This window comes from Streptomyces sp. N50 (assembly GCF_033335955.1).
In the GTDB taxonomy this organism is placed as follows: Bacteria; Actinomycetota; Actinomycetes; order Streptomycetales; family Streptomycetaceae; genus Streptomyces.
This window is the reverse complement of record NZ_CP137549.1, coordinates 9,143,825-9,158,415: the sequence shown is the minus strand read 5'-3', so window position 1 is coordinate 9,158,415 and position 14,591 is coordinate 9,143,825. Positions and strand designations below refer to the sequence as shown.

The 14,591-nt window shown below is 71.4% G+C and carries 15 protein-coding genes; 3 read left to right on the top strand and 12 right to left on the bottom strand.

The features are described 5' to 3' along the window. Positions 1-14: 14 nt before the first annotated feature. From R2B38_RS40580 to mftA, 9 genes are all read right to left on the bottom strand, one after another. A complete protein-coding gene (locus R2B38_RS40580; protein ID WP_318020793.1) occupies positions 15-758 on the bottom strand; it encodes a hypothetical protein in 744 nt (247 codons plus the stop codon). A gap of 49 nt (positions 759-807) precedes the next feature. Beyond that, complete coding sequence (locus R2B38_RS40575; RefSeq protein WP_318020792.1) at positions 808-1,326, bottom strand: flavin reductase family protein; 519 nt, start codon at positions 1,324-1,326, stop codon at positions 808-810. A gap of 40 nt (positions 1,327-1,366) precedes the next feature. Beyond that, entirely contained in the window at positions 1,367-2,548 is a 1,182-nt protein-coding gene (locus R2B38_RS40570) for a hydroxylase (RefSeq protein WP_318020791.1), read from the bottom strand. Positions 2,549-2,671: 123 nt separating this feature from the next. After that, a complete protein-coding gene (gene mftF, locus R2B38_RS40565) occupies positions 2,672-4,057 on the bottom strand; it encodes a mycofactocin biosynthesis glycosyltransferase MftF (RefSeq protein WP_318020790.1) in 1,386 nt (461 codons plus the stop codon). Beyond that, entirely contained in the window at positions 4,054-4,815 is a 762-nt protein-coding gene (gene mftE / locus R2B38_RS40560; protein ID WP_318020789.1) for a mycofactocin biosynthesis peptidyl-dipeptidase MftE, read from the bottom strand. The genes mftF and mftE overlap by 4 nt, the downstream gene beginning before the upstream one ends. A gap of 5 nt (positions 4,816-4,820) precedes the next feature. Next, complete coding sequence (gene mftD, locus R2B38_RS40555; RefSeq protein WP_318020788.1) at positions 4,821-6,011, bottom strand: pre-mycofactocin synthase MftD; 1,191 nt, start codon at positions 6,009-6,011, stop codon at positions 4,821-4,823. 30 nt (positions 6,012-6,041) lie between these two features. Next, positions 6,042-7,256 carry a mycofactocin radical SAM maturase gene (gene mftC, locus R2B38_RS40550; RefSeq protein ID WP_318020787.1) on the bottom strand — a complete coding sequence of 405 codons (1,215 nt, stop codon included), beginning with the start codon at positions 7,254-7,256 and terminating at the stop codon, positions 6,042-6,044. Continuing rightward, the gene (gene mftB / locus R2B38_RS40545; RefSeq protein ID WP_318020786.1) at positions 7,253-7,528 is read right to left on the bottom strand and encodes a mycofactocin biosynthesis chaperone MftB; all 276 of its coding nucleotides are present in this window, start codon (positions 7,526-7,528) and stop codon (positions 7,253-7,255) included. The genes mftC and mftB overlap by 4 nt, the downstream gene beginning before the upstream one ends. 9 nt (positions 7,529-7,537) lie before the next feature. Continuing rightward, positions 7,538-7,675, bottom strand: a complete 138-nt coding sequence (mftA, locus tag R2B38_RS40540) for a mycofactocin precursor MftA (RefSeq protein ID WP_033280411.1) — start codon at positions 7,673-7,675, stop codon at positions 7,538-7,540. 135 nt (positions 7,676-7,810) lie between these two features. Here mftA and mftG point away from each other — a divergent pair, with 135 nt between their 5' ends. After that, positions 7,811-9,355 carry a mycofactocin system GMC family oxidoreductase MftG gene (gene mftG, locus R2B38_RS40535; RefSeq protein ID WP_318020785.1) on the top strand — a complete coding sequence of 515 codons (1,545 nt, stop codon included), beginning with the start codon at positions 7,811-7,813 and terminating at the stop codon, positions 9,353-9,355. A 16-nt stretch (positions 9,356-9,371) separates the two neighbouring features. Here mftG and mftR read toward each other — a convergent pair whose 3' ends face one another. Genes mftR through R2B38_RS40520 form a run of 3 tightly spaced genes read right to left on the bottom strand, consistent with a single transcriptional unit; the run spans position 9,372 to position 11,822 of the window. Then, positions 9,372-9,986: a mycofactocin system transcriptional regulator gene (gene mftR, locus R2B38_RS40530; RefSeq protein ID WP_318020784.1), complete on the bottom strand. Its 615-nt coding sequence runs from the start codon at positions 9,984-9,986 to the stop codon at positions 9,372-9,374. Between the two features lie 8 nt (positions 9,987-9,994). Next, the gene (locus tag R2B38_RS40525) at positions 9,995-11,362 is read right to left on the bottom strand and encodes a hypothetical protein (protein WP_318020783.1); all 1,368 of its coding nucleotides are present in this window, start codon (positions 11,360-11,362) and stop codon (positions 9,995-9,997) included. A gap of 37 nt (positions 11,363-11,399) precedes the next feature. After that, positions 11,400-11,822, bottom strand: a complete 423-nt coding sequence (locus R2B38_RS40520; protein ID WP_318020782.1) for a hypothetical protein — start codon at positions 11,820-11,822, stop codon at positions 11,400-11,402. A 127-nt stretch (positions 11,823-11,949) separates the two neighbouring features. On the opposite strand from R2B38_RS40520, the gene R2B38_RS40515 reads away from it, so the two are divergent. Both R2B38_RS40515 and R2B38_RS40510 read left to right on the top strand, forming a co-directional pair. Continuing rightward, a complete protein-coding gene (locus tag R2B38_RS40515) occupies positions 11,950-13,338 on the top strand; it encodes a hypothetical protein (protein ID WP_318020780.1) in 1,389 nt (462 codons plus the stop codon). After that, positions 13,338-14,588 (top strand): hypothetical protein, encoded by a 1,251-nt coding sequence (locus tag R2B38_RS40510; protein ID WP_318020779.1) that lies wholly within the window; start codon positions 13,338-13,340, stop codon positions 14,586-14,588. The genes R2B38_RS40515 and R2B38_RS40510 overlap by 1 nt, the downstream gene beginning before the upstream one ends. The last annotated feature ends 3 nt before the right edge of the window (positions 14,589-14,591 follow it).

Here is a 14,591-nt window from a genome sequence, read left to right as displayed (position 1 = left end):
CCGATGACGGGCTGCTAGGTGCTTGCCAGCTCGGCGGGCGCCGCGGCCTCCGCCCTCGCCTCTTCCTCTTCGGATTTCACGGCGCGCAGCAGCACGATCGGCGTGGCGATCTTCCAGATGAAGTAGACCGCCGTGGGAAGCACATTCGCGAGCAGTCCGTTCCAGGCGAACGGGCCGGTCTTGGTGAGGAAGACGAAGGCGCCGGGGATGAGCAGAACCCCGAGCACCAGGTTGAGATAGCCGAACCAGCGCGGGAAAACCGGCTTGGCGCGATTGTCGACGAGCGCCGCGTATCCGATCGACCAGACCTGGAGGACGAATATGCAGGCGTTGCCCACCAGCATGAGCCAGTAGATGTCCGACATCGCGTAGAGCACGTCGGGTGAATGGCTTTCCGGCCGGTACGCAGCCGCGGCGAGTATCGCGATCGGGAAGAAGAAGCCGATCGGGGCCACGACACCGGTGAGCAACTGGACCATGGACAGCAGACCCCAGCCGCCTTCGATCCGGCGCATCTGCATGCTGGTCACGACGACGAACGGGTACTCGAACGGCACGACAAGGACCATGATCGCGGCACAGGCGAGAATGCCCGTCTGATGGTCGGTGAGGAATCGGACGACGCCTTGGGCGTTCTCCGTCGGGTCCATCGGCGTGATCAGATGGCCGACGGAGAACGCCACGGCGAACCCCAGCAACAGCACGAATCCGCACCAAGCGGAGATGCGTTCCAATCTGAAGTGCAGGTCTTGTCGCATCGACGGATCTCCTTTGATCTCGTGATCTCGCGGCTCATTCGTTTCCCTGCTACCAGCCGACGAGCCTGTCCAGCAGCAATGTCGCGCTCGACAGATAGTCGCCGTAGCCACCGCGGAAAAAGAGCAGTGGGGTCTTCATCGACTCGACGCGCAGGGTGCGGACGCGTCCGACGACCAGCTGGTGATCGCCGAGTTCGACGATCTTCTCCACGGTGCAGTCGACCCACGCGACGATTCCGTCCAGAACGGGATTGCCGAGCGGGGATTCCTGCCATGCGGCGCCTTCGAAGCGATGCGGGCCGCCGGCCATCTGCCGGGAGAGGCGTTCCTGGTTGCCCGCGAGCGCGTTGGCGCAGAATCGCCCGGCCGTCCGGATCGTCCGGAGGGTGTTGGAGGAACCGTCCACCAGGAAGGAGACCAGCGGCGGTTCCAGGGACACCGACATGAAGGTTCCGACGATCATTCCCCGGGGTTGCCGGTCGGCGTCCGTCGTGGTGATGGCGACCACGCTCGTGGGGAAGTGCCCCAGTACGTCACGGAAGTTGCGCCCATCGACCGCGTCCGTCACGGCCCCTCCTTGTTCTCGCACAGTCGACTTTGACGAGCCGTCAGATCAGGACGCGCATCGCCTCGGGCAGTTCAAGTCCCATCTGGGCAAGGGCGTTGGCGTGGTACGCCGACCCGGGGACGTGGATCATGTGCTGGAGGCCCACGTGGGCGTCCCGCCAGAACCGCTGGATCGGGTTGCCGCGGCGGATCGCGTTGCCGCCGGACCGTACGAAGATCTCGTCCAGCGCGGCGACGGCACGCCACGCACAACGGACCTGGTTGCGGCGGACGTTGGAGCGGTCCTCGATGGACACGGGCTTTCCGGCCTCGACCTGGTCGTACAACCGGCTGATGCCGTCGATGAGTTGGACCCGGGAGGCGGCGATCTCGGCGGCGGCCTCACCGGCGGCGTACAACACATAGGGGTCGTCGCGTACTTGGACCCCGGTCACGGCGACCCGATCGCGCTGCTGGGACAGATGGAGGGCGAGCGCGCCCTCGCAGATGCCGATGACGGCGGCCGTGATCCCGAGGGGGAACATGGAGCTGAAGGGCAACTTGTAGAGGGTGTCGGTGAGTCCGACCGCTTCGGCGGCGCTGCCCTCCTGGACGGCCTCCTGCTTGATGGTGCGGTAGGCGGGGATGAACGCCTTGTCGACGACGACGTCCTTGCTGCCGGTGCCCGCCAGGCCGATCACGTCCCAGGTGCCGTCGATGATCTCGTAGTCCGAGCGCGGCAGTACGACATGGAGCACGGAGATCGGGCCGGCCGGTTTGCCCTTGCCGTCGCCGACGAGTGCGCCGAGGAAGTCCCAGTCGCAGTGGTCGCTTCCGGAGGAGAAGGGCCAGCGTCCGCTGAGGACGTATCCGCCGTCGACGGGGTCGGCGATGCCGTTCGGCATGTAGGGCGAGGCGATCCAGGTGTCGGGGTTCTCGTCCCACACCTCGTGGGCGAGCCGGGGGTCCAACTGGGCCAGTTCCCAGGGGTGTACGCCGACGACGCCGCACACCCAGCCCGCGGCCCCGTCGTGCGCCGCCACCGCCATCACCGCTTCCGCGAAGTCCCGGGGGTGGGCGCTGTGGCCGCCGAACTCCTTGGGCTGGAGGAGCCGGATCACCCCTGCCGAGCGGAGCAGTTCGACGGTCCGGTCGCTCAACTTGCCAAGTTTCTCGTTCTGTTCGGCGAGTGCGGCCAGTTCGGACCCGAGTTCCCCGACACGGTTGACCACTTCATGCGTCACGCCGCACACCTCCTGCTGAGTGTTTCCGGGCAAGTGCCGCACACGCGCGGCGGGATGATCCCCAGTGTCATTTCCGGGGCGGCCGGCCGCTGGGCGCTTTCCGCTGACCGGGACCTTTGGGGATCAGCGGGTGACGCGAGGCCGCAGGACCGCAGTGGAGCGCCCCTTGAGGGCGGACAGCCACACGCCGGCCCCGTAGGCGAGGTCGTCGAGGCGACGCGCGACGCCGTAGCGGACCGCGTCGAGGTCTGCCCGGTCGCGCCGGTATTCGAGAGCGATGTCGGCCAGCGCGGCCACCGCCGCGGCCCTGCGCACCCGGCGGGACGCCACGCAGCCGACGACCGTGAGCGGCCACCAGTGCCGGTTCAGGAGAGCCGAGGTCTGGGCCAGGGCGGCCAGCGCGCCGTTGGCCGTGAGGTGCGCGGCCAGCCGGTGGGGGTGCCGGGTGCCGTCGAGCTTGCGGCCGATCCTCACGGTCACGCCGACGAGAACAACCCCGGCGACGGGTGCCGACCAGCGGCGCTGGGCGAGCAGGGCGGTGACGAAGGCAGCGCTCCAGGGGGCGAACACGGCCGGGGCGATGAACCTCGGGTGCCGTTCGGCGAGGGGCTGCGCCCCCGTGCCGTAGACGGCCTTGCGAAGCAGCCAGTCACCGAGCCGTGCCCGGTGCTCGTGCGCCGCTTCGGCCGCCGGTTCGTAGCGCACCCGTCGGCCCTGTTCCAGCAGCCGCCAGCACAGGTCGACGTCCTCGCCGACCCGCATCCGCTCGTCGAAGCCGTCCGCCAGGGCCTCCACGCGCGCTACGACGCATGCCGTGGAGGCCCATGAGACGGGGCTCCCGGGGCGCACCCCGGCCGGGTGGGCGCCCAGGTCCAGGGAGGAGCGGGCGTTCTCGTACCGCTCGATCCAGGTCGGGGCCGCCGAGGGCAGCCCGGTGATGCGGGGTACGGCCATGGCGACGGCGGGGTCGGCGAAGTGCCGGAGGAGGGTGGGGACGGTGTCGGGGGCCAGCACGATGTCGGAGTCGACGAAGACCACGAAGGGGGTGGTGACGAGCCGGAGTCCGGCGTTGCGGGCGCCGGCCGGACCGACGTTGGTGGTCAGGGGGACGAGCGAGGCTCCGTGTTCGGCGACTACGGCGGCGACGGCCTCGGGGTGCCGGGACGCGTCGTCGACCACGATCACGCGATGGTCCTCGCCAACACTGCTGAGCAGACGGGCGAGTTGACGGGGACGGTCACGGACCGGCACGACCACGGTGTAGCGGGCGTCGGCGGGCGGGGGAAGCGCGTGCGCGACGGGATTGGCCATGCCGAGGTCGAACAGCCGGTCCGCGAGAAGCGCGCCGGCGGCGTCCCGCACACACAACGTCCGCCCTACGAGCAGCCGTTGGGCCCGCGCGGTCAGTCGGATCAGCCGGGTCGGGAACCCTCCGACCAGGGCTCGGCCGCCGTCCACGATCCGGGTGTGCCGGTCGAGTTCGACCTGGAAGCCGACGGGCAGCGTCATGGCCGTACGGCCTCGTCGGTCAACTCCTGTATCCCTGGCCGGTGTTCGGGATCGACAAGACGGCACCGCTCGTCCACGGTCCACGCGGTGATCCGGCCGACGACGGCCGACACCATCGCGTCCGTCATCCTGTGCCCCTCCGCCGCCGAGGCACCGGTCGGGTCGCCGAGGACGCCTGAGGGGGAGACCGCGCGGACGCCGTGCGCCATCAACTCCGGGAGCAGGGCTGCAAGGGGCCGTGTGTCGCCGACGGTCGCCGCCTCCAACCGCACCCGCTCCGGGGCGAGATGGAGCATCACCGAGGTCTCGGTGCGGCCGGCGTGCGCGTCGGCTCCGGGGACGGAGCAGTCGGTCCAGGCCACGTCGTGGCCTTCGGTGCGCAGGAGGCGGAGGGCGGTGTCGAGGGTGGCGGTGTTGCCGCCGTGGCCGTTGACGAGGACGATCCGTCCGGCCCACAGCGACAGTGAGCGCACCGCCTCCACGAGGACCGTGCGCAGTGCTTCGTGGCCGATCGATACGGTTCCGGGGAAGCCCGCGTGCTCCCCGCTGGCGCCATAGGGCAGGACGGGTGCAACGAGCGCCTTGGGCAGGGCAGTTGCGGCTCGCCGTGCGACCGCGTGCGCGATGACGCTGTCCGTGTCGAGCGGCAGGTGAGGGCCGTGCTGTTCGGTGGAGCCGACGGGCAGCAGGACCAGTGCGTCGGGCGGCACGTCCGGCCAGGCGGTGTGGGCGAGTTCGGTCGCCGGGTCGTCCCGCACCGTGGTCAGGCGGCCGGGGCGTCGCGGCCCAGGACGAGGGGGAAGCCCGGCGGGATGACCAGGTCGTCGGGCGTCAACTCGTGGACGGAGGAGTGCCCGAGGCCCAGGACCGCCGAGTCGAGGCCGCCGCGCAGGATGTCCAGGACGTTCTCGACGCCGGCCTGCCCGTTCGCCGCCAGGCCCCACAGATAGGCGCGGCCGATCAGGACGGCGTGAGCCCCCAGGGCGAGCGCCTTGGCCACGTCGCCGCCCCGGCGGACGCCGCCGTCGAGGTAGACCTCGATCTGGGAGCCGACCGCGTCGGCTATGGCGGGCAGGACCCGGACGGTGGCGGGGGTGGTGTCGAGGTTGTTGCCGCCGTGGTTGGAGACGGACAGCGCGGACACCCCGGCGTCGACGGCCCGCTTGGCGTCGTCGACGCGGGTGACTCCCTTGAGCAGGAAGGGCCCGCCCCACTCCTTGCGGAGCCACGACACGTCCTCCCAGGTCGGTGGTGTGGTCTGCATCCACTCGCCGTACGCGCCGAAGAAGGTGGGGGCCTCGCCGCCCGGGGGCCGCAGGTTGGGGACCGAAAGGTCGGGCAGGCTACGGGACTTGGCGAACCTGAGCAGCCAGCCGGGGTGCGGCAGCACATCGGGCGCGAACCGCAGCATCGTCTTCAGGTCCAGCTTGTCGGGGATCGCGGGGCTCCCCCAGTCCCTCCCATGGGAGAAGGACCAGTCGAGGGTGACGATGAGCGCCTTGGCACCGGCCGCCCTGGCCCGGTCCATGCGCTGCGTCATCGTCGCGCGGGTACCGCTCCAGTACAGCTGGTAGAAGAAGTCCGGCTGGGCGTCGGCCACTTCCTCAACCGCCTTGCTGGCGAAGGAACTCAGACCCATGACGACACCCCGGCTCTTGGCGGCCCGGGCCACGGCGACCTCGCCCTCGGGGTGCACGGCCTGCACACCGGTCGGCGAGATGAGGACGGGGAGGGAGGTGGGCACCCCGAGCACGGTCGTCGAGAGATCGCGTTCCGCATGGTGCCCAACTACCCTGGGCGCGAAGCCCAGTTCGGCGAAGGCCGCCGTATTGGCGTCGATCGTACGGCCGCGCTCCGAGCCCGCTACGAGCGCGCCGTAGACGGTGCTCGGCAGCCGTTTCCTCGCCCGGCGCCGCGCTTCGGCGACCGTCTCGAACCAGGGGTTCCTGCCCATGTGCCGCATCCCTTCGTCGATGCTGTCGTGCTACGGCCGGCTGAGGCGCAGGCCCGCCAGGGGGTCCTCGGCGCAGTCGCTGACCGGGGGCCGTTCCAGGTCCCGGCGTCGGGTGAGGACGAGGTCCACGGGGCGTCGGCGGGAGTGGTCGGCGGACGGCCTGGGGAGGTTCGCCCCGGCCTTGGGACGGCGGGCCAACTGCTCCTCGCCGTAGCCCTGTACGCACTCGGGGTCGGGGCCGTCCAGCGGCAGCCCGGTGAAGAACTTGGCGGCCATGCAGCCGCCCTTGCAGGTGTCGTAGAACGCGCAGGAGGCGCAGGCTCCGCCGTGCTGCGGGGTGCGCAGGCGGGCGAACAGCTCCGAGCCGCGCCACACTTCGGTGAAACCGCCGGGCGCGCGGACGGTGCCGGCGAGGAACTCGTCGTGGATGGCGAACGGGCAGGCGTAGACGTCGCCGACCGGGTCGATCAGGCAGACGACGCGTCCGGCGCCGCACAGGTTGAGGCCGGGCAGCGGTTCGCCGTAGGCGGCGAGGTGGAAGAAGGAGTCGCCGGTCAGGACGTTGTCACCGTGGGCCAACAGCCAGTCGTACAGCTCGCGTTGCTGTGCCGCGGTCGGGTGGAGGTCGTCCCAGACGTCGGCTCCGCGGCCGGAGGGACGCAGCCGGGTCAGGCGGAGTTGGGCGCCGTAGTGGTCGGCGAGGGCCTTGAACGCGTCGAGTTGGGGGATGTTGTGGCGGGTGCAGACCACGGAGAGCTTGAAGTCGCGCATGTCGGCGGCGGCGAGGTTCTCCATCGCCCGCAGCGCCGTCGCGTACGAACCGGCCCCGCGTATCGCGTCGTTGACGTCGGCGGTCGCGCCGTCGAGGGAGATCTGGACGTCCACGTAGTCGTTGGCGGCGAGTCGGCGGGCCGCTTCGGGCGTGATGCGGACGCCGTTGGTGGAGAACTTCACGCCGACGTGGTGGGCGGTGGCGTAGTCGAGGAGCTCCCAGAAGTCGGCGCGGACGGTGGGCTCTCCGCCGCCGATGTTGACGTAGAAGACCTGCATGGCCTCCAACTCGTCGATGACCGCCTTGGCTTCGGCCGTGCTCAGCTCGCGCGGGTCGCGGCGGCCGGAGCTGGACAGGCAGTGGGTGCAGGCGAGGTTGCAGGCGTAGGTCAGTTCCCAGGTGAGGCAGATCGGCGCGTCGAGTCCGGTCTCGAAGAGGTCGACCAGCCGTGCGGCGGTGGCGGTGGCGGTCATGGGGTCCTTCCGACGATCATCGACGACTCGGTGAGCGCGGCCAACGCGCGGCTGTAGCGGGGCAGTTCGGCCTCCTGGACACCGGCCGCGAGGCAGGCGGCGCGGGCCGTGGGGGCGTCCGCGAGGGACTCGACGATGGCGAGGAGTCTGCGGTCCTTGAGGAACGTCAGCCTGCGGGTCCCGAAGTGGTAGAGGAGCGCCCCGAACGGTTCGGGCCGCACGGAGACCTGAGGGTGCAGGCCGAGGGCGAGGTCGAGGGTCTGCGCGGTCATGCGGGCGGCCTAGTAGACGCCGCACATGCCGTCGATGGAGATCTCCTCGATCAGGTCGTCGGCCTCGATCAACTGCTGTTCCGTGACGGGCTCTTCGGCCGTGTTCTCGTTGGCCGGGACCGTCGGTACGGACCGGAGTTCGTTCATGCGACTCTCCCTGGGCATCCGGCTGGGCATCCTGGCGACTGCGCGGTCGACAGTAATGGCACCCGGTGCCGAAAGTGAAGAGGGGGTCAGCATGATTCTTTCGACCGGTCGGTCTACGCCTGTTCCGGGGTCCGATTGAGCCGCCCGGACGTCATCGTCGTCGGTGCGGGCGGCAGCGGCGCCCCGCTGGCCGCACGGCTCAGCGAGGACTCCGACCGCCGGGTGCTGCTGCTGGAAGCGGGTCCCGTTCCGCGCGAACGGACGGCTTTCACAAGGGAGTTGCTGGACGCGCGACTGGTCCCGGGCGCACAGCCCGACCATCCCGCCATCCAGCCGTACCCTGTCCATCTCACCCCGCAGCACCCGTACACCGTCGTACGGGGTCGCTACCTCGGCGGGTCGACCACGGTCAACGGCGGCTACTTCATACGGGCGCGGCGCGCGGACTTCGAGCGCTGGTCGGCCGCGGGAGGCGCCGCCTGGTCGTACGACCGGGTGCTTCCGCTGCTGCGATCGCTGGAGACCGATCTCGACCACGGCGCGGACGACGTGCACGGGGGCGAGGGGCCGGTGCGGATCCAGCGGGTGGGTCTACGACACCCTGCCGCCGCGGCATTCCGGTCGGCCGCACGGGAGTTGGGGTATCCCGAGGAGGCCGACAAGAACGCCCAGGGCGTGCCGGGGTTCGGGCCCGTGCCGTCCAACTCCGTGGACGGGGTACGCGTCAACACCGGTGTCAGCTATCTGCTGGACGCTCTCGATCGCCCCAACCTCACGGTGGAGGGCGGGACTTCGGTCCGCGGAGTCCGCATCGAGCGCGGTCGGGTCACGGGTGTGGTCGTCGAGCGCGACGGGCGTCGTACGACTCTGGAGTGCGGCGAAGTCGTGCTGTGCGCCGGGGCGTTCGGCTCCGCCCACCTGCTGCACCTGTCCGGCATCGGACCCGGCGACGAGTTGAGGCGCGCGGGCCTTCCGGTGGTCGTCAACTCCCCTGCCGTAGGCGCTCGGTTCGGCGACCACCCGCAGTTGGTGCTGGAGTGGCGGCCCCGGCGGCCGATGCCCGAGCCCGCGGGTTCCTGGCTGGGCGGTGTTCTCCACCTGTCGTCCTCGGACGGTGACCCTGCGGGCGACCTGGAGATCCTGCAGTCCCTCGTCCCGATGGCGGGCCTGGTCGGCGGAACGGTGCCCGTGCCTGGCGCGCCGCTCGCGTTCCTGGCGTCGGTCCTGACGCCCCGGCTCGGCGGACGGCTGCGGACGTGTTCCGCCGACGCGGCCACTCCCCCTCGTATCGACTACGGCTATCTGGAGTCCGCCGAGGACCGGCGGCGCCTGCGTGAAGTCGCCCGTGCCACGGCGGAGTTGGTCGCCACCAGCGCGTTCGAGGAGGTGTCCCGCGGGCTCGTGGAACCGGGACCGGAGGTGCTGGCGGACGACCGGCTGCTCGACCGGTGGATCGCGGCGCGGCTCGGCACCTCGCACCACACCTGCGGCACGGTGCCGATGGGTCCCGCCGACGATCCCGGGGCGGCCGTCGACCACTACGGGCGCGTGCACGGTGTCGTCGGGCTGCGCGTCGCGGACACGTCGATCCTGCCGACCCCGCCGTTGCGCGGTCCCGCCGCCACCGCCGTCCTCATCGGTGAACTCGTCGCCGACGCCATGCGGCGTGGACTGAAGTGAAGCGGCCCGGTGAGCGTCAGGGCAGGGCAGGGTCGTCGAAGCCGGCCGCGAGTTGTCGTAGGCCAAGGTCCAACAGGGCGCCCAGGCTTGCCTGTTCGTCCGTCAGCCAGTGTTCGTAGGCGGCGATGCACGCGGCCAGGACGGTGTGGCCGATCAGCCGGGGCAGCAGGTCCGAGGCCGCGCGGCCGGTGCGCCGTGCGGCGAACTCCGTGACGAGGGTCCGCCATGAGGCGTAGCGCACGGTCGAGTCGGCCTGGAGCGTGGGGACCCGCAGGATCAGCGCCATGCGCTGCCGGTGCCAGGGCACCGCCGCCGGGTCGAAGCGGTTGAACTCGACGACCGCGCCGCGCAGCGCGTCCATCATCGGGGCGGCCGGGTCGGCCGCCGCCAACAGGCGTTCCAGCTTGACCAGTTCGGTCTCGAAGTCGCCCCACACCAGGTCGTTCTTGGAGGCGTAGTAGCGGAAGAAGGTGCGGCGGCCGATGCCGGCCGCGGCGGCGATGTCGTCGACGGTCGTACGGTCGAAGCCCTGTCGTGCGAACAGCTCGAAGCCCACCCGCTCCAACGCGGCCCGCGAGGTCGCGGGCGGTCGGCCCGTTCTGGTCTGTCGCTGTCCGTTCTCACCGTCCACAGCGCACATCATGCACACGCGTCCATCAGGATGCCCGCAGCCGCTCTCATCCGGCGCCCGCGCAGATCGAGGACGGGGCCCGGGTTCGACAGGCCGTGGGAGGCCAGCAGGTTCATCAGGGCCCAGACGGTGTCGGGGCGGTCCGTCAGAGGGAGTTCACGGCCGTCCGGGGTGATGACCTTGGCCGCGGTGATGCCCGCGAGGAGGCTGGTGCGCGCCCAGTCGACGTCGTAGGAGACGCCGTTCGGGCTGACGGCGAGGACGACCTCCTTGGTGCGGTGCAGGACCGTCAGGTAGTCCATCGGTACCGTCAGGCGCCGGGCGGCGTCGAACGGGGGTGTGCCGTCCGCCGGTTGGATGCGCAGGACCGTGTCGAGGACCGGGCCGTGGTCCTGGAAGGTGGTCCGGGCGCGCATCTCCAGGAAGCGGGCGCGCACCAGGACACCGCCGCGGCGCGACCATCGTCGGCCGACCGACCCGAACGCGGCCTTCTCACCGGGGAGTTCGTCGGCGAGCAGACGGGCTTCCTCGCCCGGCTCGCTCACCGGTGCCTGCTCCTCGGGGCAGGCGGCCAGGGCGGCGTAGCGCGCCGCCGTGTGCGGGTCCAGGCGCCGGAGGTCGATCGTGTCGCCGTTCATCGCGACGCCTCCGGCCTCCCGGGAGATGCGCATCTGCTGGAGCTGACGTTCAACTCGCCGGGTCACCACGGTCGTTCGGCCGTCGAGGTCGGTCACCCGGCAGGTCCTCGTGCCCGCGAGCAGGGCGCTGCGCGGCCAGTCGGGGGTGACGGTCCGCCGCGCCCCCGGTTCGGCCGGCCCGTCGACGAGGACGACCAGGCGGCCCGCCGTGATCGCCGAGAGGCACAGGGACGGCACCCGCCACTCCCCCGTCGCCTCGAACTCGGCGGCCACATCGGTCGCTTCGGTGTCGTGCACCCGCAGCCTCACCCTGATCGACGGCGTGAACTCGTCGGGCGTGTAGTTGCCGTAGTGGGTCGTGAAGGTCGATTCACCGTCGGGTTGGTAGCGGACCAGTGATGCCTCCAGTACGTCCGCCCGTGCCAACCGCGCCCGCGCCGGAGCCTGTTGGGACACTGGCGCCCACATCACGAAGGTGTCGTCCCCGTACGGGGTCCGGTCTCCCTTGACGCGGTGCCCGTGGGTGATCCGGGGAAACTCCTGGCGCGTGGTCGTGATCGCCAGGACCGGGATCATGACCGTGCCGGCCAGCCCGAAGGCGAGCAGGACGGCCGGCCAGTCCCAGCCGGGATGCTCGCTCCAGGCGAAGTACCCGACGAGGAGGAAGAACGGGGCGGCCGAACAGCAGACCGCGGTGAACAGCAGGTTGCCCACAAACACACCTGTATGGCTGCGCATCAGCTGACCTCCGGCGCTTCGGGGCACGGTGGTCGTGTCACGGGGTCACTCCGTCGCCCGCGTAGAGGTAGGCGCCGGGGTGCGCGGGGTCGGCCACCAGCAGGACCTGGTCGCCGGTGCGGGGGATGCGCAGCTTCGAGACCACGGTCCGCAGGGCGATCCGGTCGGTCCGCCCGGCCGGCTGCACGACCAGGTCGACGACCGGGTCGTGGTTGACCAGCTGGCCGGTGTCACCGATCGACACGACGACGGCGGTGATGGTCGGCGCTCCCGCGGCGAGCAACTGCTGTACCGCGAGGCCCGAGTTGTAGGCGCCGATGGACTGCTGGACCCTGGCGTAGTCCTCGTTGCCGAGGAACGCGCGAGTCGTACGGCCGTAGAAGCCCTTGCCGCTGGCCACCTGACCGGCGATCTCGGCGGCCCGCTCCTCGCGGCTCTTGCGACGCCCGAAGATTCCCATGACGACTGCTCCTTCTGGTCGGGGCGGATGCCCGTGGTTCCCGCTGTCCCGGTGGACGCTAGGCGGCCCGGAGCGCCTACCGATCCCAGGTTCGCCCGCCCGATCGCGGACGACGTACCCTCCTGACATGCCGCTTCCCAGCCAGCCGACCGGCGCGCGCCGACCGCGCGCCATGGTCATCGACGGCGCGTGGCGCGCCCTCGGGCCGGGGCTGGAATCGCTGAGCGGCCCCGGCGGCGCCCCGCTGACCCGGACGGTCAAGCTGATCGTCCTGCCGTTGATCGTCCGGCCGGCCCTGCACCCCGACCTCGCGGCGGACTTCCTCGCACCGCAACCGGCCGCGCGTCTCGACGCGCTGATCCGGGAGTCCGGTGGGCGCCTTGTCGCTACGGCCCAGTGGTTCACCCTGCTCAAACGGACCCGGCGCGCGCTGGGCGTCGTGGCGGGCAACCCCCAGGATCTCTACTTCCAGCGGTGCTTCGAACTGGCCGCCGAGCATGGCGAACCGGGCGCCGGCGCGGGGGCGTTGGCCAGGGCCGTCGTCGAGGACGTCGCGGACGCGGACGGCGGCCGTACGGTCGACGCACTGAAGCGGTATCTGGCGGATGCCGCCCAACACGCCCGGCTGGAGCGGGAGTTGGGCATCGCGTGGGAGGGACGTCAGCTGACTCCGGCCGCCGACACGGCCGTTGCGGTCGCGTTGGCGGGTGAGGTTCTGGAGGTCTGCGGTGGGGTGGAGGGGCCGAGGAACTCACCGCCGTACCTGTCCATGGTCGACGCGGGACTCGGTGAGCTGCTCGGCCGGGCCCTGTGGGCGCACACGAGCGGGATCTGGGGGCGGGACGATCTACCGGCCCATCTCGGCCTGACGGAGCGGGAGTCGCCGCCCCGGCCGCGGGTCGGCCGGGGTGCTTCGACGGCCACGCTGCCCGCGCCGCTGGACCGTACGCTCTTCGAGCGGCTCTTCGTCGTGCTCCAGTCGTCCGCCCGGCGCGACGAGTTGCCCACGGTGCCGGAACTCGTCGGGCGGGAGGTCGGCCGCAGTTGCGCTCCGCTCGGTCTGCACGACGAGACCCTGCGCGTCGCCGCCCTGCTGGGCGGCCAACTCGCCGTCGGCCTCGACCCGTTGGGCATCGACGCGTCCGTGCCGGGCAGGACGGCCGCGCACCGGGCCGTCAACAGCCGTTGGCGCAGGGAGGCTTCGGTCCTTCGCGCCCGCCGGATGACCGTGTCCCCGCGCCCTGATCCGGACGGCGGGGTGTTGGAGGCCCTCGCCCAGGATCTCCGTACGCCCTGGACCGCCTACATGCGGCGGCTCTGGGTGCGGTTGCACGGGCGGGACGTCCGCGACGCGCCGCTGGCGGATGCCGCGTCGGCCTGGTCGGTCCTCGACGGGGTCGCCCGCTCGGTGATGATGGACCACCGCGCCCGAGTCCGGTCCGCGCTGCGGACGTTGACGGCATCGGCACCACCACCCGCTGCCGTGGCCGAGGCGGCCGAAGCGAGGAGTGCGTGATGGCGCGGGACTCTGTCGACGTCCATGTCGTGCGCGGCGACGACGGCGCGATCCGCATAGTCGCCGCCAGTCCTGTCGGCGCTCCCGCCTTCACCCGTGCGGTTCTCGACGCCGCCGGAGCGGTACTGACCTGGTCCGTCCTCGGGAGCCCGGCACTGCCCACGGCGGACATCCATGACGCGGCACGTGCGCAGCAGTGGCTGTGGGCGGTCTACGGCGAGCGCGTCGCCGATGCCGTGCGTGCCTGTGCGACAGGCGAGTTGACCGAGGCGCGGGTGCCCGCGGACCCCACTCCGCTCGCGGGGAGCGCCTCCCGGCTCGGCTTCGGGCACTGGGCGGCGCGGTGGTGGCCGGCATCGCACCTGGACGCGATTCCCGCGCTCCAACCGGACGTGCTCGGGCTGGAGTTGGCCGCTCTCACGCACGAGTGCCAGCAATTGTTCGACGACGATGACGATCAACCCGACGACTGCGTGGCCGAGTTGATCGGCGACCACCAAGTCGGCCTCGACCCGCTGATCCAGTGGTGGCACGCCACACCGCCGTCGACGGACACGGCACGCCGACTGGAGAGCGTCCTGAGGTCGGTCGACGACGCTGCGGACGGCGCCGGGCTGGACGGGTCGGCTCTGCGCCGCCTTCGGTCGGCCCTGACTCAGCCCCGTCGCCCGGACGGCACTCCAGTGGATCCCGCCACGCTGTTCGTACGACGCGACGACTACGCCCTTGCCGCGGGCGAACCGCTCGTCACGGGCGGCCGGTTGATCGCGCGCGGCTCGGGCACCAACGACTGGCGCCGCTACCCGCCCGGCTTCGTCGACGCCTCCGAGAGCGCGGTGTCCTGGACCGCCCGCGCACTCGGCGCCCGACGGCAGATCGAGGTCGAGGTCGTCGCGCACATCGCGGCACCCGTCACCGCCGTACCCCTGGCAGCCGAGGTCCAGGTGAACGACGGTCCCCGGAATCGGGTGCCCCTGTCCAGGCGCGTCGACGCGTGGACCGGCCGGGCGGACCTTGACCTCCCTGGCGGAGATAGGGAGCCGCGCATCCAACTGGGCGTCCTGCTACCCGGGTTCGACCCGGGGCCGGGCCCCGAAGGCGGCGCCGACCGGGACGCGGTCCGCGCTCTGGTCCGGCGACGCCTCGCGGCGGCGGCGCAGCCCGACACGTACAACTCGCCCTCGCGCGAAGGCACTTACGGGCCGTTTCTCGCCGAGATCGCCGCAGCCACCACCGATGAGGACTACTGACGG